The sequence below is a fragment of the Micromonospora sp. NBRC 110009 genome, assembly GCF_030518795.1.
Taxonomy (GTDB): Bacteria; Actinomycetota; Actinomycetes; order Mycobacteriales; family Micromonosporaceae; genus Micromonospora.
Map to the genome: position 1 here is coordinate 2,425,989 of NZ_CP130427.1, position 21,932 is coordinate 2,447,920.

Below are 21,932 nucleotides of genomic sequence, written 5' to 3' on the forward strand. Positions count from 1 at the left end.
AGAGGCCGGCCACCAACCGGGGACGGCGACGCCGTGGTCACCGTAGCGTGGTCCACCGATGAGCTCACGCCCCGCGAGTGCGACGCCGCTCGCCCACCCCACCACCGCCACCACCCGGCCAGCCCTGATCTGGACCGCGCTGATTCTCGTCTACGTCCTCTGGGGCTCGACCTACCTGGGCATCCGGGTGGCGGTCGAGTCGCTGCCGCCACTCACCTCCGCGGCGATCCGGTTCGCCGTCGCCGCCGCGGTGCTCGCCCTCGTGCTGCGCGCCCGCCGAGGGCCTGGCGCGCTCCGCGTCGACCGCCGGCAGCTCGGCTCGGCCGCCCTCATCGGCGTGCTCCTGCTCGCCGGCGGCAACGGGCTGGTCGTGCTCGCCGAGTCCGGCCCGCCCGGGGTGGCGGTGCCCTCCGGCATCGCCGCGCTGCTGGTGGCCACCGTCCCGCTCCTGGTCGTGTTGTTGCGGACGCTCGTCGGCGACCGTCCCAGGCTGTGGACGTTCGCCGGGGTGGGCCTCGGCTTCGTCGGCCTCGTCCTGCTGGTGCTGCCCACCGGCGGGGCGGGGACGGTGCCCGTGGTGGGCGCCCTGACCGTGGTCGCCGGGGCCATCTCCTGGTCGGTCGGCTCCTTTCTGTCCGGGCGCATCCGGATGCCCGCCGACCCCTTCGTGGCCACCGTGTACGAGATGGTGGCCGGCGCGGTGGTGCTCGTCGGGGTCGCCGGCCTCCGGGGCGAGCTGGGCGGCTTCTCCCCCGCCGAGGTGACCGGCCGGTCCTGGGCGGCGTTGGCGTACCTGATGGTGGCGGGCTCGCTGGTCGCCTTCACCGCGTACGTGTGGCTGCTGCACCATGCGCCCATCTCGCTGGTCGCCACCTACGCGTACGTGAATCCGGCGGTCGCGGTGGCGCTCGGTGCGCTGCTCGCCGCCGAGCCCGTCACCGCGCACGTGCTGCTGGGCGGCGCGGTGATCGTCGCCGGCGTGGCGGTCGTGGTGAGCACCGAGCGCCCGCGCCGGGCACAAACTGCGAGATCGCGGGGGCGGGGCGGGGTGGGGACGGGTCAGATCAGGCGGAGCTGACGGTCCTTGGGGCGGCGGGGTTCGGTTTCGCCGAACCGTTCGAACAGGCCCGGGTCGATCACGTCGAGGAACGGGGAGGGGCGGCAGTCCCGTTCCGCACCGTGCCGGCTGCGCCGCGCCGCGTGGCTGACGTAGAGCCGGTCCTGAGCGCGGGTGAGTCCGACGAAGAAGAGCCGGCGCTCCTCGGCCACCGCGTCGTCGTCCGGCTCCTGACCGGGCCAGCGCAGCGGCAGCAGCCCGTCCTCGGCGCCGACGAGGAAGACCACCGGGAACTCCAGGCCCTTGGCCGCGTGCAGAGTGAGCAGGGTGACCGCCTCGGCGCGCGGGTCGAGCGCGTCCACCTCCGCGCCCGTGGCCAGTTGGGAGAGGAAGAGCCCCAGGTCGTCGCCGCAGCGCCGGGCCAGCGGGGTGAGCAGGTCCACCGCCGCCCGGATGTCCTCGGGGCGCACCGAGCCGGAGCCGTCGAGGGTCGGCACGGCGAAGCGTTCCGCCAGGATCTGCCCGGCCAGCCGGACGCGGGCGGCCACCGAGCCGTCGAGCCCGGCGTGCCGCAGCTCGCGGGCGATCGCGGTCACCCCGGGCCGGTCCCGGAGCCGGTCGTGCGAGCGCTTCTGCACCGGGATGTTCGCCCGGGCCAGGGCGTCCACGATCGGGGCGGCCTGCGAATCGGTGCGGTAGAGCACGGCGATGTCGGAGAAGGACAGCGCGGTCGACCGGCCGTCGATCCGGCCCGAGTCGAGGGAGCGGTGGGAGAGGCCGCCGACGAGCTCGTCGATGGTGCGTACCACGAAATCGGCCTCGTCCGCGACGGAGGTCGCGGCGTAGCGACCGACCAGCGGCGCCTCCGGGTCGAGCCGCGCCGGGTCGAGCCGGCGGCCCCGCACCAGCGACGACGGCGCGATGGCCTGCACCGCGGCGGCCAGGATCGGCGCGGAGGAGCGGTAGTTGCGGTTCAGCCGGACCAGCCGGGCGTCGGTGAAGTCCTGCGAGAAGCGCAGGAAGTAGCCGACGTCCGCGCCCCGGAACGAGTAGATGGCCTGGTCGGGGTCGCCGATCGCGCAGAGGTTGCCGTCGGCGGGGCTGAGCAGGCGCAGCAGCTCGTACTGGACCGCGTCGACGTCCTGGTACTCGTCGACGAAGATCCACTTCCAGCGTTCGCGGTACTCGCGGACCAGCTTCTTGTCGGCCTTCAACAGCGCGACGGGCAGGGTGAGCAGCTCGTCCAGGTCGACCAGGTCCCGCTTGCGCAGCAGCCCGGTGTAGCGGTCGTCGTCGTCACCGGCCTCGGCGCGGGCCGCCGCCCGGTCGGCGTCGTCGGCGATGCGGAAGTCCGGCGGCAGGCCCAGGGCCCCGGCGTTCTCCCGCAGGATGGTCAGGCCCAGCGAGTGGAACGTGCCGACCGTGACGTCCTCGGCCACCGGTCCGAGCAGCCCGTCGAGGCGGTGCCGCAGCTCCTCGGCGGCCCGCCGGGTGAAGGTGATCGCCAGGCACTGCTCCGGGAAGACGTTCAGCTCCGCGCAGAGGTACGCGATCCGGTGGGTCAGCGTCCGGGTCTTGCCGGTGCCGGGCCCCGCCACGATCAGCAGCGGACCCCCCGGCGCGGACGCGGCCACCCGCTGCATCGCATCGAGCCGGTCCAGCAGGCCGGTGCCGACCTCCTCCATGCCGGCGAGCATCGGCTCGAACGGCTCGTGCGGGGAGGGCGCCGGCGCGATCGGTGGCGGGGGCGGCGGGGCCGGCCTGCGCTTCGGCTCCGGCTTGGCCGCCGCCGGGCGCTTCGCCTTCGGCTTCGGCGCGGGCTCGGTGGGCTTCCGCGGCGCGGGCACCGGTACGTCGAAGAGGGTGTCCTGCCCGGTCGAGCCGCCCGAGGCACCCAGCTCGGCCGGGTCGAAGAGGGTGATGACGCCGTACTCGCCGTCGTAACCGGGAACCCGGCGTACCTCGCCCCGGCGCAGCCGGCCGATCCCCTCGGCGAGCAGCTCGCCGCCGACCCGGCCGACCTCGTCGAGCGGGGTACGGGTGAGGATCTCCAGCTCCGGGCCGAGCGCGGCGATCAGCTCGTTGAGCTTCCCCTCGACCTTCTTCGAGCGGGCGCCCACCCGGTTGAGCTCACCGAGGATCTCGGCCAGCGGCACCAGGTGGGTCACCTCGCGGGCGTGCGCCGGCCGGTGCCCCTCGGGCCGGTCGGCCAGCTCCTCGACCCGGCTGAGTACGCCCACCGTCAGCGGCTTGCCGCACTCCGGGCAACGCCCGCCGGCCTCGCGGGTCCGCTCTGGGGACCAGTTCACCCCGCACAGCCGGTGACCGTCGGCGTGGTACTTGCCCTCTTCCGGGAAGAACTCGATGGTGCCGGCCAGCCCGTCCCCGGTCCGCAGCGCCTCCCGGATCGCGAAGTAGTCGCGGGCGGAGCTGAGGACGGTGGCCTCGCGGGCCAGCGCGGGCGGCGAGTGCGCGTCCGAGTTGGACACCAGCTGGTAGCGGTCCAGGCTGCCGACCCGCCAGTTCATCTCCGGGTCGGAGGAGAGCCCGGTCTCCACCGCGAACACGTGGTCGGCCAGGTCCGCGTAGCAGTCGGCGATCGCGTCGAAGCCCGACTTCGAGCCGAGCGCGGAGAACCACGGCGTCCAGATGTGCGCCGGGACCAGGTAGCCATCCGGGCTGGCCTCCAGGGTGATCTCCAGCAGGTCCCGGGAGTCCAGGCCGAGGATCGGCCGGCCGTCCGAGCCGAGGTTGCCGATCCGGCCCAGCGCGGTGTTGAACCGGGCCACCGCGTCCAGGTCCGGCAGGTAGATCAGGTGGTGCACCTTCCGGGTCCGGTCATCCCGCTTGTAGATGGTGGAGATCTCCACGCTGAGCATGAACCGGACCGGGTCGGCCTCCGCCTCGCTGGCCAGCCGGGGCGGCAGCCGCCGGGCGATGTCCCGTTCCGCCTCCGGGCTGAGCCGGAACAGGCCCGGCTCGGCCGGGCGCAGCGTCTCGCGGAGGTGGTCGTACCAGGCCGGATGGGTGAAGTCGCCGGTGCCGAGGACGCCGATGCCCTTACGCCGGGCCCACCAGCCCAGGTTCGGCAGGGTCAGGTCGCGGCTGCACGCGCGCGAGTATTTCGAGTGGATGTGCAGATCCGCGACGAACGGCGGGAGGCCACCGGGGGGTGCGGCGCTGAACGGAGGCACGCCGCATCCTGTCACGCCCGGTCCCTCGGTCGCCCGCCGCCACGCGTACGCGTGACCTGAGCAATGCCGCCCTGGACTGTGCGGCCGGGGCGCGCTATTGGGCGCGGAGCTCGACCAGGGTCACCTGAGGCGGCGCGCCCACCCGGACCGGCGGGCCCCAGAAGCCGGCGCCGTTGGTCACGTAGACCTTGGTGCCGTCCACCTCGCCGAGGCCGGAGACCACCGGCTGCTGGAGCTTGACCAGCAGGTTGAACGGCGCCATCTGGCCGCCGTGGGTGTGCCCGGAGAGCTGGAGGTCCACGCCGAACTTCGCGGCCTCGTGCGCGGCCACCGGCTGGTGGGCCAGCAGCACCACCGGGCGGCTGGGGTCGCGGTCGCCCAGGGCGGCGGCGTAGTCGGCCGGGGCGGCCAGCCCGGTGCCGGCGGCGGTCACGTCGTTCACCCCGGCCAGGTCCAGCACGCCGCCCCGGGCTCGGATCTCCTGACGCTCGTTCTGGAGCACCCGCAGGCCGAGCCGGTCCACCTCCCGGACCCACTCCTCGACGCCGGAGTAGTACTCGTGGTTGCCGGTGACGAAGAAGCTGCCGTACCGGAAGCGCAGGTCGCGCAGCGGCTCGGCCGCCGTGCCCAGTTCGGCCACCGAGCCGTCGACCAGGTCGCCGACGACCGCCACCAGATCGGCGTCCATCCGGTTGATCATGGCGACGATCCGCTCGGTGTGCGACCGACCGCGCAGCGGCCCGAGGTGGATGTCGGAGACGGTGGCGATCCGCAGGCCGTCCATGCTGCGCGGGAGCTTCGCCAGCGGGATCTGCACCCGGTCCAGGCGTGGCGGTCCCATCGCCGTACGGACGCCGTACCCGGTGACCCCGGCGGCGGTGAGCCCGGCGAAGATCGCGGCGCCGCGGGCCAGCAGCAACCGCCGGGAGGGATCGTGATCCGGCGCGACGGTCGGCGGGTCCCCGGCCGGCGGCGCGGTGCGCCCGGCGGACGGCGCCGCTGACGGCTCCGCCAGTGCGACGGGTGACGCCGGCGCGACGGCCCCTGGTTCCGCCGCGCCCGCGGCCGAGGGGTCCATCCGGATCCCGGCAGACCCGCCGGCCGGTACCAGCGACGGCTCGGGAGGCGCGCCGGGCGTGGCGACCCGCTCGCGGCGGCGCAGCACCAGCTTGGCCACCGCCATCGGCACCTCCAGCACCAGCAGCAGCACCAGCAGGTAGAACATCAGCGCCAGCCAGAGGTAGCCCGGCCAGGCCAGCCAGTGCAGGCCGTTGCGGGTGCCCGCCATGGTGGCCGGCACCAGCAGCGCCAGCAGCAGCACGGCGAAGCCGCCGATCCGCCGCCGGCGGCCGGGCCGGGCGGTGTCCCGGACCAGCCGCTTCCACAGGTAGAGGTGGATCAGGGCGGTGACGAGCACAGCAGAGCCCAGGAACGTCGCCATCGCCAACACGGGAGCCCTCCTCAGCCGCCCGCGAACGGCGGCAGCACGTCGACCGTCACGCCGGCCGGCAGCGGTGTCTGACGATCATGACAGGCCACGCCGTCGACCAGGAAACTCGCCGCCTTCAGCACCACGGCGAGCCGTTCGCCGTGCCGCGCCGTCAGCTCGTCGAGGAGCGCGTCGAGGGACCGACCGGCGGGGGCGGTCTCCTCGGACCGGCCGGCGGCGGCGCGAGCCCCCGCGAAGTAGCGGACGGTGAGCTGCACCGGTCAGCCTCCGATCGCCGACATCGGGCGGGCGGGTTGCAGGAAGGTGGGGTCGTCGATGCCGTGTCCGGCCCGCTTGCCCCACATCGCGGTACGCCACCGGCGGGCCAGCTCGTCGTCGTCCGCCCCGGCGCGCAGCGCGCCGCGCAGGTCGGACTCCTCGGTGGCGAAGAGGCAGGCGCGGACCTGACCGTCGGCGGTGAGCCGGGTCCGGTCGCAGTCACCGCAGAACGGCCGGGTGACGCTGGCGATCACCCCGACCCGGGCCGGCCCGCCGTCCACCAGCCAGGTCTCGGCGGGCGCGGCGCCGCGCTCGGCCGGGTCGGCGTTCAGCGCGAACTCGGCGCGCAGGGCGGCCAGGATCTCCTCGGCGGTGACCATGGTCGCCCGGTCCCAGCCGTGCTGGGCGTCCAGCGGCATCTGCTCGATGAAGCGCAGCTCGTAGCCGTGGGCCAGGGCGAACCGGAGCAGCGCCGGGGCCTCGTCGTCGTTGATGCCGCGCATCAGCACGGCGTTGACCTTCACCGGGGCCAGCCCGGCGGCCGCCGCGCCGGCCAGGCCGGCGAGCACGTCGCCGAGCCGGTCCCGGCGGGTCAGCGCGGCGAACCGGGCGCGGTCGAGGGTGTCCAGCGAGACGTTCACCCGGTCCAGGCCGGCGGCGCGCAGGGCGGGCGCGAGCCGTTCGAGACCGATGCCGTTGGTGGTCAGGGAGATCCGGGGCCGGGGCTCCAGCGCGGCCACCGCCGACACGATGCCGACCAGACCGGGCCGGATCAGCGGCTCACCGCCGGTGAAGCGCACCTCGGTGACGCCGAGCCGCTGCACCGCGATCCCGATCAGCCGGACGATCTCGTCGTCGCTGAGCAGCTGCGGCCCGGCCAGCCAGGGCAGTCCCTCGGCCGGCATGCAGTAGGTGCAGCGCAGGTTGCATTTGTCGGTCAGCGAGACCCGGAGGTCCCGGGCGACGCGGCCGTACCGGTCGACGAGGACCCCGTCGGTCGTCGTCGGGGCGGCGGTCACGTCTCGACCGTAGCGCGTCGGGCGCCCTTGAGCGCGGCGCGGGCGGCGGAGCCCACCGCGTCCCGGTAGGTCGCGCCGAACAGGGCGGTGTGCACCAGCAGCAGGTGGAGCTGGTGCAGCGGCACCCGCTCCCGCCAGCCGTCGGCCGGCGGCCAGGCCTCCCGGTAGGCCGCCATGATGCGGTCCAGGTGCGGCGGGCCGCCGAAGAGGGCGAGCTGGGCCAGGTCCGTCTCGCGGTGGCCGCCGTGCGCGGCCGGATCGACCAGCCAGACCCGGTCGTCCGCCCCCCAGAGCAGGTTGCCCGGCCAGAGGTCGCCGTGGATCCGGGCCGGCGGCTCGTCGCCGCCGAACTCGCCGATCCCGTCGATCACCTGCTCGACCAGGCCGGCCTCGGTGCCGCCGAGCGCGTCGTTGTCGACCGACAGCCTCAGGTACGGCAGGAGCCGCCGGCGGGCGAACCAGCGCGGCCACGGGCCCGGGTCGGGCGTGTTGTCCTGCGGCAGCGCGCCGATGAATCCGGTCCACTCGGCGCCGAACGCCGGTGCCCCGGCCCGGTGCAGCCCGGCCAGCTCGCGCCCGAACCGCTCGGCCGCCTCCGGCGTCGGCTCGCCCGGGTCCACCCAGTCCAGCGCCAGCAGCTCCGGCAGCGCCACCATCACCTCCGGCACGGCGACCGTGCCCGCCTCGCGCAGCCAGCGCAGCCCGGCGGCCTCGGTGGCGAAGAAGCCCTCGGGCACCGGCCGGGCCGCCCGCTCCGGCCAGGTCTTCGCGAAGACCGAGTGCCCGTCGTCGAGGGTGAGCCGGGAGGCGGCGCAGATGTCCCCGCCGGAGACCGGCGTCTCCCGGATCCGCTGATGGGTCAGGAAGGTCGGCAGGTGCTCCGGGTGTGCCCGCAGGTATGCCAGGTCCATGAGCGCAAGGTAGCCGGTCGCACCGACGGTTGCGGGTCGTGTGCCCGCGTCGGCACCAGCCGATCCGCGCTCACCTGCACCGATACTCTCCGTATCTGTGGACAACCCGCGTGTCGTCCACAGGGCCTGTCGGGCGGACGCCCCGCCGCCGCACGCTCCCGGCATGAATCCCACCGACCAGCCCCGGCTCGCCGTCCGATCGCCCGCCGACCTCATCGCCGCCGTGCCCTACCTGCTCGGCTTCCATCCCGCCGACAGCGTGGTCGTGGTGGCGCTCCGCGGCCGCCGGGTCGTCTTCGCCGCCCGGGGTGACCTGCCCGAGCCGGGCGCCGACCCGCGGCCCGCGGCCCGGCACCTGGTCCAGGTCATCGCCCGCCAGGGCACCGAGTCCGCCACCGTGCTCGGCTACGGGCCGGCCGCCCGGGTGACCGGTGCGATCGACGCCGTCGGCGCGGCGCTGGACGCGGCCGGGCTGGTCGTCCTCGACGCGCTGCGGGTGACCGACGGGCGCTGGTGGTCCTACGTCTGCACCGATCCGGAGTGCTGTCCGCCCGACGGCACCCCGTACGACCCGGCGGCCAGCGAGGTCAGCGCGGCGGCGGTCTTCGCCGGTCAGGTCGCCCTGCCCGACCGGGCCGCGCTGACCGCGCAGGTGTCCGCGCTCGACGGTCCGGTCCGGGTGGCCATGCGACGGGCCACCGCCCGCGCCCGCCGTCGGCTGGCGGCCCTCAGCGAGGAGGCGGCCGAGACCGCGCTGGTCGGCGGCCGATCCGTGCGCTCGGCCGGCGTGGCGGCGGTCCGCACGGCGTTCCGCCGGCATCGGCGCGGCCAGCGGCTCGGCGACGACGAGGTGGCCTGGCTGACCGTGCTCCTCACCCAGCTCCCGGTCCGCGACCACGCCTGGGAGCGGACCGACGGGCGGGACGTCGACATCAGCCTCTGGACCGACGTGCTACGCCGGGCCGAGCCCGAGCTGATCGCCGCTCCCGGCAGCCTGCTCGCCTTCGCGGCCTGGCGGGCCGGGCACGGCGCCCTGGCCGCGGTGGCCCTGGAGCGGGTGCTCGACGCCCGCCCCGACTACTCCCTGGCGCTGCTCCTGGACGACCTGCTCCGGCGCGGGTTTCCTCCGTCCGAGCTGGACGGCTGGCCGGAGGTCGGCTTCCCGGGAGTGGTGCGCCGCCGGGCCCGTCGCCGCGTCCCGCGCCGGAGCATCTGATGCCGTCCGATGGGATGGGCGCGCGGGGCAGCGGTCGCTGGTGGCCGGGTCAGCCGGCCGGCTCGGCGACGCGGTGGGCGCCCGCGTAGACGTTCATGGTGGGGCCGCGCAGGAAGCCGACCAGGGTCATGCCGGCCTCCTCGGCCAGCTCGACGGCGAGGGTGCTCGGCGCGGAGACCGCCGCGAGCAGCGGCACCCCGGCCATCCAGGCCTTCTGGGTCAGCTCGAAGCTGGCCCGTCCGGAGACCAGCAGCACGTGCCCGGCCAGCGGCAGCCGGCGTTCCCGCACCGCCCAGCCGATCACCTTGTCGACCGCGTTGTGCCGGCCGACGTCCTCGCGCAGCACCACCAGCTCCCCGTCGGGGGTGAACAGGCCGGCCGCGTGCAGACCGCCGGTCCGGTCGAAGGCGCGCTGCGCGGCGCGGAGCCGGTCCGGCAGGGCGGCGAGCAGTTCGGCGGGCACGGCCAACGGGTCGTCCGCCACCGTGAAGAGCGAGCGGGTCCGGACGGAGTCGATGCTCGCCTTGCCGCACACCCCGCACGAGCTGGTCGTGTAGAAGTTGCGCGCCGGGTCGGTGGCGGGCTCGGGCACGCCGGGGGCGAGCACCACGTCGACCACGTTGTAGGTGTTCGGCGTCTCCGCCCCGGCGCAGAGCTGGGCGGTGTGCACGTCGTCGGCCGACCGGATCAGCCCCTCGGTGAGCAGGAAACCGATCGCCAGGTCCAGGTCGTCGCCGGGGGTACGCATGGTCACCGCGAGCGGCTTCCGCCGGCCGGGGCCGGCCGCGCCGACCCGGATCTCCAGCGGCTCCTCCACCGCCAGGGTGTCCTGTCGCCGTATCCGGGCGCGCCCGTCGGCCGCCGCGTCGAGGTCGATCCGGAGCACGCCGCGCCGGTCAGTCGCCCGTCCCATCCCGCCATCCTGCCCCGCGGGGCCGGCCACCCGCACGGCGACGTCCCCGTCCGGCTCCCGGCCCGGGGTGGCGCCGGATCGCCCGGGTCCGAGCCACCGCCCCGCCGCGACGGGCACCGGGCGGCGGCGGACGGGCGCGGTTACCGTGGCCCGGTGACGGCGTACGCGGCGGTGGTGCTCTCCGGTGGGGCGGCCCGCCGGATGGGCGGGGTGGACAAGCCGGCCCGCCCGGTCGGCGGCCGGCCGATGCTGCACCGGGTGCTGGCCGCGGTCGCCGACGCCGTGCCGCGGATCGTGGTCGGACCGGCCGGCCCGGTCCCCGAGGGGGTACGGGTGACCCGCGAGGAGCCGCCCGGGGGCGGTCCGGTCGCCGCCACCGCCGCCGGCCTGGCGCTGCTCGACCCCGGCACCCGCACGGTCGCCCTCCTCGCCGCCGATCTGCCCCTGCTCACCCCGGCGGCGGTGGCTGAGCTGCGGTGCGCGCTCGACGGGTCGGCCGCCGACGGCGCCTGCTACGTCGACGGCGACGGTCGCCGGCAGCAGCTCTGCGGGGTGTGGCGGGTCGCCGCCCTGCGCTCCGCCGTCGACCGGGTGGCCGGCGAGCGGGGCGGCACGGTCGACGGGGCCCCGGTGCGCGCCCTGCTGGCCGGGGCGGTCGTCCGGGAGGTGTCCTGGTCCGGCTCCGGGCCGCCGCCCTGGTTCGACTGCGACACTGACGAGGACGTACGCCGGGCCGAGGAGTGGACGCGATGACGGTGATGGACGACTGGGTCACGGCGGCCTGCGCCGAGCTGGGGCTGGACCCGGCCGAGGTGTCGGTGCCGGTCGTGCTGGACCTGGCCCGGGACGTGGCCCACCAGGTGCTGCGGCCGGGCGCGCCGATCACGGCGTACCTGCTCGGGGTGGCCGTGGGGCGGGGCGCGGACCCGGCCGCGGCGGCCGCCCGGCTCAGCGAGCTGGCCGGCTCCTGGCCGGTCGAGCTGGACGGCACCGCGCCCGCCGGGTAAAGGGCTCCGCCGGGTCTGCGCCCCGGTGTCCGATGTCGGTCCCGCCGTGATTCGAGCCCCACCGTCCGTGGGTAGGGTGGCCCTGACGGACGGAGGCGATCATGACGGCAGACCACCCCTCGCCGGCCGATGAGCCCGCCGGCGCGATGCCGGAGCAGTACGAGTCGATCCTGCTGGACGAGCCGACCACGGCCGATCTCCGCGCCAAGGTGACCGAGGCGTGGCGCGAGTTCGCCCGGGCGCTCGCCGACCGGCTGCGTGGCCTGCCCACCGGCGCGCACCTGGAGCTGACCCTCGACCCGACCGCGTCGGGCACCGGGGACGCCGTCTACTCGATCAGCGTGGACGTCGGCGAGGAGGGCCGGTTGTCGGCGCGGGCGGTCGGCAACGCCACCCTGCCGCAGGGCTACCGGCTGGACCGGGCCGCCGTGGCGGACATGATCGCGCTCGGCTGGTCCCCGCCGGGGGTGATCGAGGGCTCCGGCGAGCAGTTCGGCCTGGACTGTGCGGTCGGCGAGGCGACCCGACTGGCCGCGGTGCTGTCCCGGACCCTGCGCGACGTCTACGGTGCCCCGCATCCCGCCTTCCTGGTCTACCTGGTGCAGGACGCCGAGGGGGAGGCGCTGTCGGTGGAGCCGCTCGGCACCGCCCGCAGCGAGTTCGGGCCGGACCGTGACATGGCGGCCGACCTGGACGAGGCGCTGGCCGTCGGGGCCGGCACGCAGGCCGTCGACAACGACGTGCTGGCCCTCGAGGAGCGGGTCCGTACGGTCGTCTCGACCATGCTCAAGTCGAAGTCCGACCAGTTGCAGGTCGACTCCGACGGCGACATCAACATCCGGGCCGGCTCGGCGATGGTCTTCGTCCGGGTACGCGACAACCCGCCCCTGGTCGACGTCTTCTCCCCGGTGCTCACCGAGGTGGAGCCGACCGAACGCCTCTACATGAAGCTCTCCGAGCTGACCAACCGGATGCCGATCGGTCGCCTCTACTGCGCCGACGACACGGTCTGGGCCTCCATTCCGGTCTTCGGCCGCAACTTCCAGGCCACCCACCTGATGCTCGCGGTGCAGGTGATGACCGGGCTGGCCGACGAGCTGGACGACCGGCTGCACGGGGAGTTCGGCGGCAAGCGCTTCTTCGGCGAGGGTGACAAGCCGGCCCGCGCCCAGTCCGAACACCGCACCGGCATGTACCTCTGACGCCACCCGCGTCCGTCGAGGCACCGGGTATCAGGGCGGATGCCCGAGCGGGTCAGTGGAGGTCGAGGAGGGTCTTGCCGATCGTGGCGCGGGACTGCAGGGCGGCGTGCGCGTCGGCGGCCCGTTCCAGCGGGAAGCGCTGCCCGATCAGTGGGCGGAGCCGCCCGGCCGCGCCCTCGGCCAGCGCCCGTTCGGCGAGCGAGCGCAGCTCATCCGGCGGGGCGCCCGGTCGGAGCAGGGCGACCCCGCGGGCGGCGGCCAGTTCCTCGGGCACGTCCGCCCAGGCGCCGCCGGCCAGCCCGAAGCTGAGCATCCGGCCGCCGGGGTCGAGCAGGTCGAACGCCGCCCGGGCCAGCGGGCCGCCGACCCCGTCGAAGACCACGTCCACCCCGCCGGTGGCGGCCCGCACCCGGTCGGTCCAGTCGGGCTCCCGGTAGTCGACCACCACGTCGAGGCCGCGCTCGCGGAGCAGGGCGACCTTGCGCGGCCCGCCGGCGGCGGCGACCACCCGGGCCCCGGCCGTCGCGGCGAGTTGGGTCAGCAGGCTGCCCACCCCGCCCGCCGCCGCCTCGACCAGCACCCGCTCGCCGGCTCGCAGCCCGGCGGCCCGTGCCAGCATCAGCGCGGTACGGCCGTCGGCGAGCAGCGCGACCGCCTGGTCCAGCGGCAACCCGTCCGGCACCGGCAGCGGCGCGTCGTGGTCCACCACCACGCGCTCGGCGTACCCGCCGGTGCCGCCGGTGCCGCTGACCACCCGGCGCCCGACGAGTGACCGGTCGACGCCCGGGCCGACCTCGGCGATCACCCCGCCGACCCCGTTGCCGGGGATGACCGGCAGGTCCCGGCCGAACGGCCCGAACCCGGTGGCCCGGAACATCGTCTCCACGAAGGTCAGGTTGGCGTGCGCCACTTCGATCAGCACCTGCCCCGGACCGGGTACGGGTTCGGGTGCCGGCCCGGGAACCAGCACCTCCGGACCGCCGAACTGCCGCAGCCACACCGCTCGCACGTCGCCTCCTCGCCGGCCGGGATTCGTCCCGGATCCAGTGGACGACGTGAAGTGAGGTTCAGGTCAAGGCGCGGAGGGGCCGACGCCGGGGGATTCGACCAGCCGGGAGAGGACGATGGTGCTCCGGGACGAGGTGACGAAGGACTCGGCCCGCAGCCGCTCCAGCGCCTCCTCCAGGTGGGCGATGTCGGCGGCCCGCAGGTGCACCAGCGCGTCCGCCTCCCCGGAGACGGTGTACGCGCCGACCACCTCGGGGTGCCGGCGCGCGGCGGCGCCGATCTGCGCCGGGGTGGTCCGGCCGGCGCAGAAGAGCTCGACGAACGCCTCGGTGGTCCAGCCGACGGCGGCCGGGTCGACGACGGCGGTGAAGCCCCGGATGACCCCGGCGGACCGGAGTCGGTCGACCCGGCGCTTGACGGCGGGGGCGGAGAGTGACACCCGGGTGCCGATGTCCGCGTACGACGCGCGGGCGTCTGCCACGAGCAACGCAATGATTCGCTGGTCGACCGCGTCGATCTGCAATGTTCCGCCTCTGGGAAGCAATGGTTGTGGCTGTTACCAAAGTTGTACCGTACCTACTCTTGGTGACCGTGAACCAGCAGCGAGTCCCGCGAAAGCGGACATACCTCATGTGCTCGCCCGAGCACTTCGCGGTCGAGTACGCGATCAACCCGTGGATGGACGTGACCGCCCCGGTCGACGCGGAGCTGGCGGTCAAGCAGTGGGACCGCCTGCGGGAGACGCTCGTCGGCCTCGGCCACGACGTGCACCTGCTCACCCCCGAGCGCGGGCTGCCGGACATGGTCTTCGCGGCCAACGGCGCGTTCGTGGTGGACGGCACGGTCTACGGCGCCCAGTTCAAGCACGAGCAGCGGGCCGCCGAGGCGGCCGCGCACCGGGCGTTCTACGAGGAGCACGGCTGGCGGTTCATCGCCCCGAGCGAGACCAACGAGGGCGAGGGTGACTTCGCGTACCTGCCGGAGGCGCACGGCGGCCTGATCCTCGCCGGCCACGGCTTCCGCACCGAGCCCGCCGCCCACGCCGAGGCGCAGGAGGCACTCGGCCGGCCGGTGGTCTCGCTGCGCCTGGTCGACCCGCGCTTCTACCACCTGGACGTGGCGCTCGCCTCGATCGACGACGAAAACATCGTCTACTACCCGGGTGCCTTCTCCGCGGCCAGCCAGAAGGTCCTCGCCCAGCTCTTCCCGGAGGCGGTGATCGCCGACGACGAGGACGCCCTGGCGTTCGGCCTCAACCTGGTCAGCGACGGTCTGAACGTCGTGCTGAACAGCGACGCGACCCGGCTGGCCGGCAAGCTCAAGACGGCCGGCTACCACCCGGTCCCGGTCGAGCTGGCCGAGCTGAAGAAGGGCGGCGGCAGCGTGAAGTGCTGCATCGCCGAGCTGCGCCACTGACGGGCGCCTCCACGCCGCACGGAACGGGCGGCCTCCCCGCGGGGAGGCCGCCCGTTCGGCGTACGAGGACCGGGGTCAGCCCAGGGTGGTCAGCTCGTTGATCACCACGTTGGCCAGCATCCGGCCGTCGAGCTGGACCCGGCGCAGGTACCAGGTCTGCTGCGGGGTACGCGGCTGGTTGAACTGCCAGGCCCCGCGCGGGCTGTCCACCTGGCCGATCTTGCCGAGCGCCAGGTTGACCTGCTGCGGCGTCGGGGACGCCCCGACCAGCCGGATCGCCTTGTCCAGCACCTGGGCAGCGTCGTACGAGGCCATCGCGTAGGTGGTCGGCGAGGCGTTGTAGGTCTTCCGGTAGGCCGAGGCGAACACCCGGTTCGCGGTGTTGTTCAGGTCCGGCGAGTAGTTCAGCGCGGTCTCGATGCCGTACTCCAGCACCCGGGCCCGCTGCTTGCCGCTCTCCCCGTCGTCCATCTCGCCCAGCACGATGCCCTCGGTGAGGAAGCCGGGGGCGTAGAGCTTCCCGCGGTAGCCCTTGTCGTAGAGCTCCTTGATGAACTGCACCGCCGCGGTCCCGGTGTAATTGCAGAAGACCGCGTCGGGCCGGGCGTCCAGCGCCGTCTTGATCGCGTCGGTGTACGCGCTCTTGCCGGGGTTGGGGTCGTCGGGGGTGAAGATCGGTGCGGCGAGCACCCGGCCGCCCCCCTCGTACGAGCGCCGGAAGCCGTCGATGACGTCCCGGCTGCTGGGGTTCTCCGGGGCGATGATCGCGATCCGGCTGGACGGGTCCTTCAGCGTCTGCCGCAGGTACTGGCCGATCGCCTGACCCGGCTCGTTGAGCACGTACGCCGTCCGCCAGATGTAGACGACGCTCGCCAGGCTGACCGGGGAGCCGTTGGAGCTGACCAGGGGAACCCGGGCCTGCTCGACGGTGTCCCGGATGCCGGCCAGCACGGTGGGGTCGACCACGCCGGTGAGCGCCAGCGCCCCCTCCTTGATCAGCCGGTCCACGGCGGCCTGGCCGGTCTTGGCGCTGTCGCCCTCCTCGGCCGTGATCAGGGTCGTCGGGTGGCCGCCGAGCTGCTGGTCGTTGAGGCTGAGGAAGAGTTGGAAGCCGCGGGTGAGGTCCTCGCCGACGGCCTTGTTCGGGCCGGAGCTCGGCACGATCAGGCCGATCTTGATCGGGCTGCCGGGCTGAGCGGTGTCCTCCTCGGTGTCGGAGCCGCAGCCCGCCACCAGTCCGGTGGTACCCAGTGCGGCCAGCAGTTGAAGTGCCCGCCTGCGGTTCATCTGCGACACCAATTTCCTTCCCGTAAGGGCTGCCAGGGGTGCACGCCCCTTCGGCGTTCTACCTGCTCGGCGACGTTGCGTCAATGGGCGGAAGATCATCGTGCAGGGACCGCAACGCGGCCAGCACCCGGGGCCAGGCCGGCGAGTCCGGCGCTATCAGCCCGAAATGCTCGCATTCCGGCAGCTCAACGAGGGTGGCGGGGGTGCCGGCGGCGCGGGCGGCGGCCACCCAGGAGCGGCTGATGGCGGCCGGTACCTGCCGATCGAGCGTGCCGTGCATGACTACCGTCCGTATCTGGATCGGCACCAACGCCGATGGATCGGCAGCCGCGTACCGCTCCGGGACCTCCGCCGGGCCGCCGCCGAGCAGCGCGGCCACCGCGCCACCGTCCAGGTCCAGCCGGTACGCCTCGGCCAGGTCGGCCACCGGCGCCAGCGCGAGCACCCCGCCGACCGTGGCCGGGGCGTGCGCGGCCACGTAGAGCGCGAGGTGCCCGCCGGCCGAGTGGCCGACCAGGATCGGCGGTACGGGCGCTACCCGACCGGGCAGGGCGGCGGCCGCCAGCTCGGGCAGCGCCGCGACTCCGGCCCGTACGTCGGTGAGGGTGTGCGGCCAGCCCCCGTCGGGCTGGCCGGTGCGCCGGTACTCCAGTTGGGCGACCGGATGGCCGAGCGCCGCCAGCGCGGCGGCCATCGGGCCGGTGTGGCTGCGGTCGTACTCGGCCCGCCAGAAACCGCCGTGCACCACGATCACCAGCGGCCGGGGCGGGCCGTCGCCGGCCGGGCGGCGCAGATCGGCGAGCTGCTCCGGGTGGTCGCCGTAGGCGACGGTGACGTCCGGCGGCGGGGCCGGCCGGGTGAGCACGTCGCGTGGGTCTGCGGGCATGCCGGCGACGGTAGCGTGCCCCGGCCGGGTGGTTCGGCCCCGGGAGCCGGTCCGGGCGCGTGCGCGTGGTGGGGGTGGGTAAAGATGGGTCCCATGACCGAAGCGCATTCCGCCGGACAGGACGACGAGCAGGACAAGGATGGCATCCCCGGCACGGTGGTGGTGATCGGGCCGGACGGTCGGCCGGTCGGCACGGTGCAGACCGAGGAGGGGCAGGGTGAGGACCCGACCCGCCTGGTCGAGCAGCCGGCCAAGGTGATGCGGATCGGCAGCATGATCAAGCAGCTGTTGGAGGAGGTCAAGGCGGCTCCGCTCGACGACGCCAGCCGGCACCGGATGCGCGAGATCCACGAGCGGTCGATCGTCGAGCTGAAGGAGGGCCTGGCCCCCGAGCTGCGCGAGGAGCTGGAGCGGATCTCACTGCCGTTCACCGAGGACAAGGCGCCCAGCGAGAGCGAGCTGCGGATCGCCCACGCCCAGCTGGTCGGCTGGCTGGAGGGGCTGTTCCACGGCATTCAGGCCGCGCTGGTCGCCCAGCAGATGGCCGCCCGCGTGCAGCTGGAGCAGATGCGCTCCGGCCGGGCGGCGCTGCCCAGCGGGCCCGGCGGGATGGTGCCCGGGATGCCGGGCATGCCGCAGACCAACGAGGGCCACGCCCCCGGCCAGTACCTCTGACCCCGGGGCGCGCCCGCGCCCCGGCCAGCTCAGGCCACCCCGAAGACCTGCTCCAGGTAGGCTGCCACGCCGTCGTCGGTGTTCGCCCCGGTCACCTCGTCGGCGATCTCCAGCACGGCCGGGTGGGCGTTGGCGACCGCCACCGCCCGCCCGGCCCAGGTGAGCATCGGCAGGTCGTTCGGCATGTCGCCGAAGGCCAGCACGTCCCGCTCGTCGATCCCGAGCCGGGCGGCGTACCAGGCGAGGCCCGCCGCCTTGGTCACCCCGGCGGCGGAGATCTCGACCAGCCCGCTGTACGAGGAGTGGGTGGCCTCGGCCAGCCCCGCCAGCGCCGCCGCCACCACCCGGACGAACGCGTCCGGATCCTGCTCGCCGGCCCGGGCCAGCAGCTTCACCGCCGGCGCGGCCAGCAGCTCCTCCGGCGACTCGATCGCCCGGATCGCGTCGAGGTCGGCGTCCCAGCGCAGCGGGTAGTGCGCCTCATGTCGCATCTGCCGGCTGTCGACGATCTCCACCGCGAAGCTCACCCCGGGCACCTCGGCCCGCAACCGGCGGGCCACCTCGGCGAGCAGTTCGGGCGCGAGCGGGTCGGCCCGCAGCACCTCGTCGGCGGCCGGGTCGTACACCACCGCGCCGTTCGCGCAGATCGCCGGCAGTGGCTCGGCGAGCTGCTCGTACACGAGCTGGAGCCAGCGGATCGGACGGCCGGTCACCAGCACGACCGGCGTGCCCGCCGCGGTGATCCGGGCCAGCACGTCCGCGGTGCGCGGGCTGAGCGTCCGGTCGTCCCGCAGCAGCGTGCCGTCGATGTCGGTGGCGACCAGCCGAGGTGGCTCTCCCATCACCGGGAGAGTAGTCGGTCCAGGTAGACCGCGACGCCGTCGTCGTCGTTGCGCAGGGTGATCTCGTCGGCCGCCGCCCGGACCGCCGGGTGGGCGTTGGCCACGGCCACCCGCGACCAGCCGGCCCAGCCGAACATCGGCAGGTCGTTGGGCTGGTCCCCGAAGACCAGCACCTCCGCCGGGTCGACGCCGAGCCGCTCGGCGACCACGCTCAGCCCGGTGGACTTGTCCACCCCGGGCGGGCAGATCTCGATGAAGCCGAGCCCGGCCTGGGTGAGCGTGGCCAGCTCCGGCGGAACGATCTCGCGGGCCGCCGCCAGCAGTTCGTCGACGTGGTGGTCGGCGGTCCGGGCGAATGCCTTGATCACATCGCAGGAGAGGCATTCCTCCCGGCTGCGCGCCTCGAACCGGTCCGGGTACGGCCAGCTCGGGTGGTAGTCGCCCCAGAGCGGCGCGTCGTGCTCGTCGGACGCCTCCACCATCACGGTCAGCGGGCCGACCGCGGCCTCCAATTCGGCGAGGAGTCGGGCGAGCACCTCGCCCCGGAGCCGCTCGTCCCGCAGCACCAGCGGCCCCTGCGGGTCGCTCTGGTCGACCACCCGTCCCCCGCCGGCCATCACCAGGAAGTCGGCGGCCCGGATGTCGTTGCGGGTCAGCTCGGTCAGGCGCGGTCCGCGTCCGGTCGCGCCGACCACCGGGATCCCGGCGGCCCGCACCCGGTCGAGCACCCCATGGGTGTACGCGGAGACGGTGTCGTCGCTGCGGACGAGGGTGCCGTCGAGGTCGGTGGCGATCAGCTTGGGCAGTCCCGGGCGGGTCATGGCTCCTCCTTCGCCCGCCGCCGTCGCGCCGGCCGTCCTGGTCCTCGTTGCCTCGGCAGACCAACGGCGGGCAGCAACCGTATCTCGCGGAACAGGTCGCAACCATGGCTTTTCGGCGAATCGGACACCAACCGGGGGCGGCGGTCGGGTGACCCGCCCCGGCTCAGCGCGGCGGCTCGGGGCGGGCGAACGGCACCGTCGGTTGGACGGTCAGATCGGCCGGCTCGGGCGGCAGCTCGTCCTCGCGTGGCCGGCGCCGACCCCGCCCCGGTCGTCCGCCGTCCGGCGCCGACTCCTCCCCGGGCTCGGCCGCCGGCTCCGGGGCCGCGCCGGCCGTCCGGCCGGACAGGTAGAGGGCGACCCCGAGCAGCGCGGTGGCCACGAAGGCGGTGACCAGGCCGCGCCCGTAGTCGACCCGGAAGCCGTTCTCGGTCGAGAAGAAGAGGGTGCGCTGGCCGGAGTCGTCCAGGGAGAGGGCCGCGGCGGTCAGCACGGCCAGCACCGCCGCGGCGAGGCCGAGGCCGGCCACCCGGGCGTTCTGCCGCACGGTGGCCGTGCCGCGCAGCGCCAGCGCGACCGCGCCGGCCAGGCCCAGCAGGCCCACCAGATAGGCCACCCCGAAGCCGCCCACGTCCGAGACCCCGCCAGGGACCCGGACGACGCTGTTCCCCTCGGGGCCGCCGTTCGGCACCGTCATCACCAGCCACTCGCCGATCAGCGAGGCGACCGCGGCCACCGCGCCGAGCCCGGCCAGGATCGGCGGCACCCGGTGGTCCCGGGCGAGGCCGGACAGCGAGGCGCCGAAGCGGCCGGGCGGGGCGGCCTCCTGGTCACCCCACTCCACCACGGTGATGCCGTCGGACCGGTGATCCTGCCGGGGGATGGGGAGATCCTGGGACATCGGGCCACCCTTCCGCGTACGCGGGCCTGCCCGAATCATTTCACAGCCGGCAGCCCGGGAACGGGAGCGTGAAACGCCGCCCGGCTCGCCGCTGGCCGGTGCGGGACGGCCCGGATTCCGTTAGCGTCGGTGCCATGCCTATCCGTACCGCTTCCGCACGTTGGCAGGGCAACCTCACCGAGGGGTCCGGCACGGTCCGCACTGGCAAGGGCGGTCTCACCGGCAACTACTCCTTCAAGTCGCGCTTCGAGGAGGGCGAGGGGACCAATCCCGAGGAGCTGATCGGCGCCGCGCACGCGAGCTGCTTCTCGATGGCCCTCTCCAAGCAGCTCGCCGACGCGGGCGCCAGCGACACCTCGGTGGAGACCAGCGCCAAGGTGCACTTCGACAAGACCGACGCGGGGATGACCGTGACCCGGATCGACCTGGAGACCGTCGGCCAGGTCCCGGGCATGGACGAGGCCCAGTTCACCAAGCTCGCCGAGGCGGCCAAGGAGAACTGCCCGATCTCGCGGCTGCTCTCCCCGGGCGCGCAGATCACCCTGAACGCCCGCCTCGCCTGACGGCCCGCGCGACCGCGTGGCGCCTGGCCGCACCGTCACGGAAGGAGTGCTCGCCACTCCTTCCGTGAATTCGTGCTGATCGTGAAGGGGGACCGGCGGCTTGGCCGTGGAGATGAGCCCGGAGCGGTTCGAGGAACTGGTCGGCGAGGCCCTCGACGAGGTGCCCGAGGAGCTGCTCGGGCTGATGAGCAACGTGGTCATCCTGGTCGAGGACGACCCGCCGCCCGGCGAGGACCTGCTCGGCCTCTACGAGGGGCACGCGCTCACCGACCGGGGCTGGGACTACTCCGGCGTGCTCCCGGACCGCATCCTCATCTACCGCAACCCGATCCTGGAACTCTGCGACACCGAGGAGGACGTCGTGGACGAGGTGGCGGTGACCGTGGTGCATGAGATCGCCCACCACTTCGGCATCGACGACTCCCGGTTGCACGCCCTGGGCTGGGGCTGACGGGCCGGCCGCCGCGCCCCGCTCGGCCGATCCCCGGCGTTGCGCGGGTCCCCTAACCTGCGGTGCAGGCACACCCCGATGCAGGAGGAAACCCATGCGCAGCGCGCTGTTCTCCGCGGAGAACCTTGAGAAGGAGTCCCAGCAGCCGGGCCTGCGGCTGCAGAACTCCAAGATGCTGAAGATCGAGCTGAACGGCGAGGCCATGGCCCGCGTCGGGTCCATGGTCGCGTACCAGGGTCAGGTGCAGTTCCAGGCGCTCGGCTCCGGCGGCATCGGCAAGTTCATCAAGCAGCGGCTCACCGGTGAGGGTGTCCCGCTGATGAAGCTCAGCGGGCGCGGCGACGTCTTCCTCGCCGACCTCGCCAAGGACGTGCACATCATCGACCTGGAGCCCGGCGACGCCCTGTCGATCAACGGGTCCAGCGTGCTCGCCTTCGACTCCACGCTGACCTACGACATCAAGATGGTCAGCGGCATGGGCTTCGCCTCCTCCGCCGGCCTGTTCAACTGCGTCTTCACCGGCCATGGCCGGATCGCCGTCACCACCAAGGGCACCCCGGTGGTGCTCAACGTGGACGCCCCGACCTTCGTCGACCCGCAGGCCGCGGTCTGCTGGTCGGCCAACCTCCAGACCGGCTACCACCGGGCCGAGCAGCTCGGCCTCGGCACGCTCCTCGGCCGCAGCACCGGGGAGGCGTTCACGATGAGCTTCGCCGGTCAGGGCTTCGTGGTGGTCCAGCCCTCGGAGGAGCCGCCGGTGCAGGGCAGCGGCGCCCAGCAGCAGCAGGGCGGCCTGCTCGGCGGCCTGCTGCAGTGATCTTCCGGTGCGCGGGACGCCCGGACCGGGCGTCCCCG

General features: G+C 74.4%; 23 protein-coding genes. 10 read left to right on the forward strand and 13 right to left on the reverse strand.

What is annotated here, in order from left to right:
• The first annotated feature begins 58 nt into the window (after positions 1-58).
• Positions 59-1,078, forward strand: a complete 1,020-nt coding sequence (locus Q2K19_RS11555) for an EamA family transporter (RefSeq protein ID WP_302770452.1) — start codon at positions 59-61, stop codon at positions 1,076-1,078.
• Here the strand turns inward: Q2K19_RS11555 and Q2K19_RS11560 are convergent.
• The 5 genes from Q2K19_RS11560 to Q2K19_RS11580 form a co-directional block, all read right to left on the reverse strand.
• Complete coding sequence (locus tag Q2K19_RS11560) at positions 1,060-4,251, reverse strand: UvrD-helicase domain-containing protein (protein ID WP_302770454.1); 3,192 nt, start codon at positions 4,249-4,251, stop codon at positions 1,060-1,062. The genes Q2K19_RS11555 and Q2K19_RS11560 overlap by 19 nt on opposite strands.
• 94 nt (positions 4,252-4,345) lie before the next feature.
• Complete coding sequence (locus tag Q2K19_RS11565) at positions 4,346-5,692, reverse strand: metallophosphoesterase (RefSeq protein ID WP_302770456.1); 1,347 nt, start codon at positions 5,690-5,692, stop codon at positions 4,346-4,348.
• Positions 5,693-5,712: 20 nt separating this feature from the next.
• Positions 5,713-5,958 carry a MoaD/ThiS family protein gene (locus Q2K19_RS11570; protein ID WP_302770458.1) on the reverse strand — a complete coding sequence of 82 codons (246 nt, stop codon included), beginning with the start codon at positions 5,956-5,958 and terminating at the stop codon, positions 5,713-5,715.
• 3 nt (positions 5,959-5,961) lie between these two features.
• Positions 5,962-6,978 carry a GTP 3',8-cyclase MoaA gene (moaA, locus tag Q2K19_RS11575; RefSeq protein WP_302770460.1) on the reverse strand — a complete coding sequence of 339 codons (1,017 nt, stop codon included), beginning with the start codon at positions 6,976-6,978 and terminating at the stop codon, positions 5,962-5,964.
• Positions 6,975-7,889: a fructosamine kinase family protein gene (locus tag Q2K19_RS11580; protein ID WP_302770462.1), complete on the reverse strand. Its 915-nt coding sequence runs from the start codon at positions 7,887-7,889 to the stop codon at positions 6,975-6,977. The genes moaA and Q2K19_RS11580 overlap by 4 nt, the downstream gene beginning before the upstream one ends.
• 163 nt (positions 7,890-8,052) lie before the next feature.
• Between Q2K19_RS11580 and Q2K19_RS11585 the strand changes: the two genes are divergently transcribed.
• Complete coding sequence (locus Q2K19_RS11585) at positions 8,053-9,105, forward strand: DUF4192 domain-containing protein (protein ID WP_302770464.1); 1,053 nt, start codon at positions 8,053-8,055, stop codon at positions 9,103-9,105.
• Between the two features lie 49 nt (positions 9,106-9,154).
• Here the strand turns inward: Q2K19_RS11585 and fdhD are convergent, their stop codons facing one another.
• Entirely contained in the window at positions 9,155-10,018 is an 864-nt protein-coding gene (gene fdhD / locus Q2K19_RS11590) for a formate dehydrogenase accessory sulfurtransferase FdhD (RefSeq protein WP_302770466.1), read from the reverse strand.
• Positions 10,019-10,171: 153 nt separating this feature from the next.
• Between fdhD and mobA the strand changes: the two genes are divergently transcribed.
• The 3 genes from mobA (at position 10,172) to Q2K19_RS11605 (ending at position 12,227) form a co-directional block, all read left to right on the forward strand.
• Positions 10,172-10,771 (forward strand): molybdenum cofactor guanylyltransferase, encoded by a 600-nt coding sequence (gene mobA / locus Q2K19_RS11595; RefSeq protein ID WP_302770468.1) that lies wholly within the window; start codon positions 10,172-10,174, stop codon positions 10,769-10,771.
• Positions 10,768-11,025 (forward strand): DUF6457 domain-containing protein, encoded by a 258-nt coding sequence (locus Q2K19_RS11600; protein ID WP_302770470.1) that lies wholly within the window; start codon positions 10,768-10,770, stop codon positions 11,023-11,025. Before mobA ends, Q2K19_RS11600 begins: the two co-directional genes overlap by 4 nt.
• 101 nt (positions 11,026-11,126) lie before the next feature.
• A complete protein-coding gene (locus Q2K19_RS11605) occupies positions 11,127-12,227 on the forward strand; it encodes a T3SS (YopN, CesT) and YbjN peptide-binding chaperone 1 (RefSeq protein WP_302770472.1) in 1,101 nt (366 codons plus the stop codon).
• A gap of 52 nt (positions 12,228-12,279) precedes the next feature.
• Here the strand turns inward: Q2K19_RS11605 and Q2K19_RS11610 are convergent, their stop codons facing one another.
• Together Q2K19_RS11610 and Q2K19_RS11615 are read right to left on the reverse strand one after the other, a co-directional pair.
• On the reverse strand, positions 12,280-13,236 hold the full coding sequence (locus Q2K19_RS11610; RefSeq protein ID WP_302770474.1) for a zinc-binding dehydrogenase: 957 nt from the start codon (positions 13,234-13,236) through the stop codon (positions 12,280-12,282).
• Positions 13,237-13,299: 63 nt separating this feature from the next.
• Positions 13,300-13,758: an Lrp/AsnC family transcriptional regulator gene (locus tag Q2K19_RS11615; protein ID WP_302770476.1), complete on the reverse strand. Its 459-nt coding sequence runs from the start codon at positions 13,756-13,758 to the stop codon at positions 13,300-13,302.
• 107 nt (positions 13,759-13,865) lie between these two features.
• Here Q2K19_RS11615 and ddaH point away from each other — a divergent pair, with 107 nt between their 5' ends.
• Complete coding sequence (gene ddaH, locus Q2K19_RS11620) at positions 13,866-14,651, forward strand: dimethylargininase (protein WP_302772429.1); 786 nt, start codon at positions 13,866-13,868, stop codon at positions 14,649-14,651.
• Positions 14,652-14,726: 75 nt separating this feature from the next.
• Here the strand turns inward: ddaH and Q2K19_RS11625 are convergent, their stop codons facing one another.
• Together Q2K19_RS11625 and Q2K19_RS11630 are read right to left on the reverse strand one after the other, a co-directional pair.
• Complete coding sequence (locus Q2K19_RS11625) at positions 14,727-15,947, reverse strand: ABC transporter substrate-binding protein (protein WP_302770478.1); 1,221 nt, start codon at positions 15,945-15,947, stop codon at positions 14,727-14,729.
• A gap of 49 nt (positions 15,948-15,996) precedes the next feature.
• On the reverse strand, positions 15,997-16,824 hold the full coding sequence (locus Q2K19_RS11630; protein ID WP_302770480.1) for an alpha/beta hydrolase family protein: 828 nt from the start codon (positions 16,822-16,824) through the stop codon (positions 15,997-15,999).
• Between the two features lie 84 nt (positions 16,825-16,908).
• Here Q2K19_RS11630 and Q2K19_RS11635 point away from each other — a divergent pair, with 84 nt between their 5' ends.
• Positions 16,909-17,499 (forward strand): bacterial proteasome activator family protein, encoded by a 591-nt coding sequence (locus Q2K19_RS11635; RefSeq protein ID WP_302770482.1) that lies wholly within the window; start codon positions 16,909-16,911, stop codon positions 17,497-17,499.
• 29 nt (positions 17,500-17,528) lie between these two features.
• On the opposite strand, the gene Q2K19_RS11640 is transcribed toward Q2K19_RS11635, so the two are convergent.
• The 3 genes from Q2K19_RS11640 to Q2K19_RS11650 form a co-directional block, all read right to left on the reverse strand.
• Positions 17,529-18,341 carry an HAD family hydrolase gene (locus Q2K19_RS11640; protein WP_302770484.1) on the reverse strand — a complete coding sequence of 271 codons (813 nt, stop codon included), beginning with the start codon at positions 18,339-18,341 and terminating at the stop codon, positions 17,529-17,531.
• A complete protein-coding gene (locus tag Q2K19_RS11645) occupies positions 18,341-19,162 on the reverse strand; it encodes an HAD family hydrolase (protein ID WP_302770486.1) in 822 nt (273 codons plus the stop codon). Before Q2K19_RS11645 ends, Q2K19_RS11640 begins: the two co-directional genes overlap by 1 nt.
• 163 nt (positions 19,163-19,325) lie before the next feature.
• On the reverse strand, positions 19,326-20,063 hold the full coding sequence (locus tag Q2K19_RS11650) for a hypothetical protein (RefSeq protein ID WP_302770488.1): 738 nt from the start codon (positions 20,061-20,063) through the stop codon (positions 19,326-19,328).
• Positions 20,064-20,197: 134 nt separating this feature from the next.
• Between Q2K19_RS11650 and Q2K19_RS11655 the strand changes: the two genes are divergently transcribed.
• The 3 genes from Q2K19_RS11655 to Q2K19_RS11665 all read left to right on the forward strand — a co-directional run bounded on the left by Q2K19_RS11655 (position 20,198) and on the right by Q2K19_RS11665 (position 21,894).
• The gene (locus Q2K19_RS11655) at positions 20,198-20,626 is read left to right on the forward strand and encodes an OsmC family protein (protein WP_302770490.1); all 429 of its coding nucleotides are present in this window, start codon (positions 20,198-20,200) and stop codon (positions 20,624-20,626) included.
• Positions 20,627-20,732: 106 nt separating this feature from the next.
• Positions 20,733-21,077, forward strand: a complete 345-nt coding sequence (locus Q2K19_RS11660; protein WP_302772431.1) for a metallopeptidase family protein — start codon at positions 20,733-20,735, stop codon at positions 21,075-21,077.
• Between the two features lie 94 nt (positions 21,078-21,171).
• Positions 21,172-21,894 (forward strand): AIM24 family protein, encoded by a 723-nt coding sequence (locus Q2K19_RS11665; protein ID WP_302770492.1) that lies wholly within the window; start codon positions 21,172-21,174, stop codon positions 21,892-21,894.
• The last annotated feature ends 38 nt before the right edge of the window (positions 21,895-21,932 follow it).

What these genes read in the sequence shown, in the direction of transcription:
- Q2K19_RS11555 (WP_302770452.1), top strand. Translation starts at nt 59, where the DNA reads ATGAGCTCACGCCCCGCGAGTGCGACGCCGCTCGCCCACCCCACCACC.
- Q2K19_RS11565 (WP_302770456.1), bottom strand. Translation starts at nt 5,692, where the DNA reads ATGGCGACGTTCCTGGGCTCTGCTGTGCTCGTCACCGCCCTGATCCAC.
- Q2K19_RS11580 (WP_302770462.1), bottom strand. Translation starts at nt 7,889, where the DNA reads ATGGACCTGGCATACCTGCGGGCACACCCGGAGCACCTGCCGACCTTC.
- Q2K19_RS11585 (WP_302770464.1), top strand. Translation starts at nt 8,053, where the DNA reads ATGAATCCCACCGACCAGCCCCGGCTCGCCGTCCGATCGCCCGCCGAC.
- fdhD (WP_302770466.1), bottom strand. Translation starts at nt 10,018, where the DNA reads ATGGGACGGGCGACTGACCGGCGCGGCGTGCTCCGGATCGACCTCGAC.
- Q2K19_RS11600 (WP_302770470.1), top strand. Translation starts at nt 10,768, where the DNA reads ATGACGGTGATGGACGACTGGGTCACGGCGGCCTGCGCCGAGCTGGGG.
- Q2K19_RS11605 (WP_302770472.1), top strand. Translation starts at nt 11,127, where the DNA reads ATGACGGCAGACCACCCCTCGCCGGCCGATGAGCCCGCCGGCGCGATG.
- ddaH (WP_302772429.1), top strand. Translation starts at nt 13,866, where the DNA reads ATGTGCTCGCCCGAGCACTTCGCGGTCGAGTACGCGATCAACCCGTGG.
- Q2K19_RS11630 (WP_302770480.1), bottom strand. Translation starts at nt 16,824, where the DNA reads ATGCCCGCAGACCCACGCGACGTGCTCACCCGGCCGGCCCCGCCGCCG.
- Q2K19_RS11635 (WP_302770482.1), top strand. Translation starts at nt 16,909, where the DNA reads ATGGGTCCCATGACCGAAGCGCATTCCGCCGGACAGGACGACGAGCAG.
- Q2K19_RS11640 (WP_302770484.1), bottom strand. Translation starts at nt 18,341, where the DNA reads ATGGGAGAGCCACCTCGGCTGGTCGCCACCGACATCGACGGCACGCTG.
- Q2K19_RS11645 (WP_302770486.1), bottom strand. Translation starts at nt 19,162, where the DNA reads ATGACCCGCCCGGGACTGCCCAAGCTGATCGCCACCGACCTCGACGGC.
- Q2K19_RS11650 (WP_302770488.1), bottom strand. Translation starts at nt 20,063, where the DNA reads ATGTCCCAGGATCTCCCCATCCCCCGGCAGGATCACCGGTCCGACGGC.
- Q2K19_RS11655 (WP_302770490.1), top strand. Translation starts at nt 20,198, where the DNA reads ATGCCTATCCGTACCGCTTCCGCACGTTGGCAGGGCAACCTCACCGAG.
- Q2K19_RS11665 (WP_302770492.1), top strand. Translation starts at nt 21,172, where the DNA reads ATGCGCAGCGCGCTGTTCTCCGCGGAGAACCTTGAGAAGGAGTCCCAG.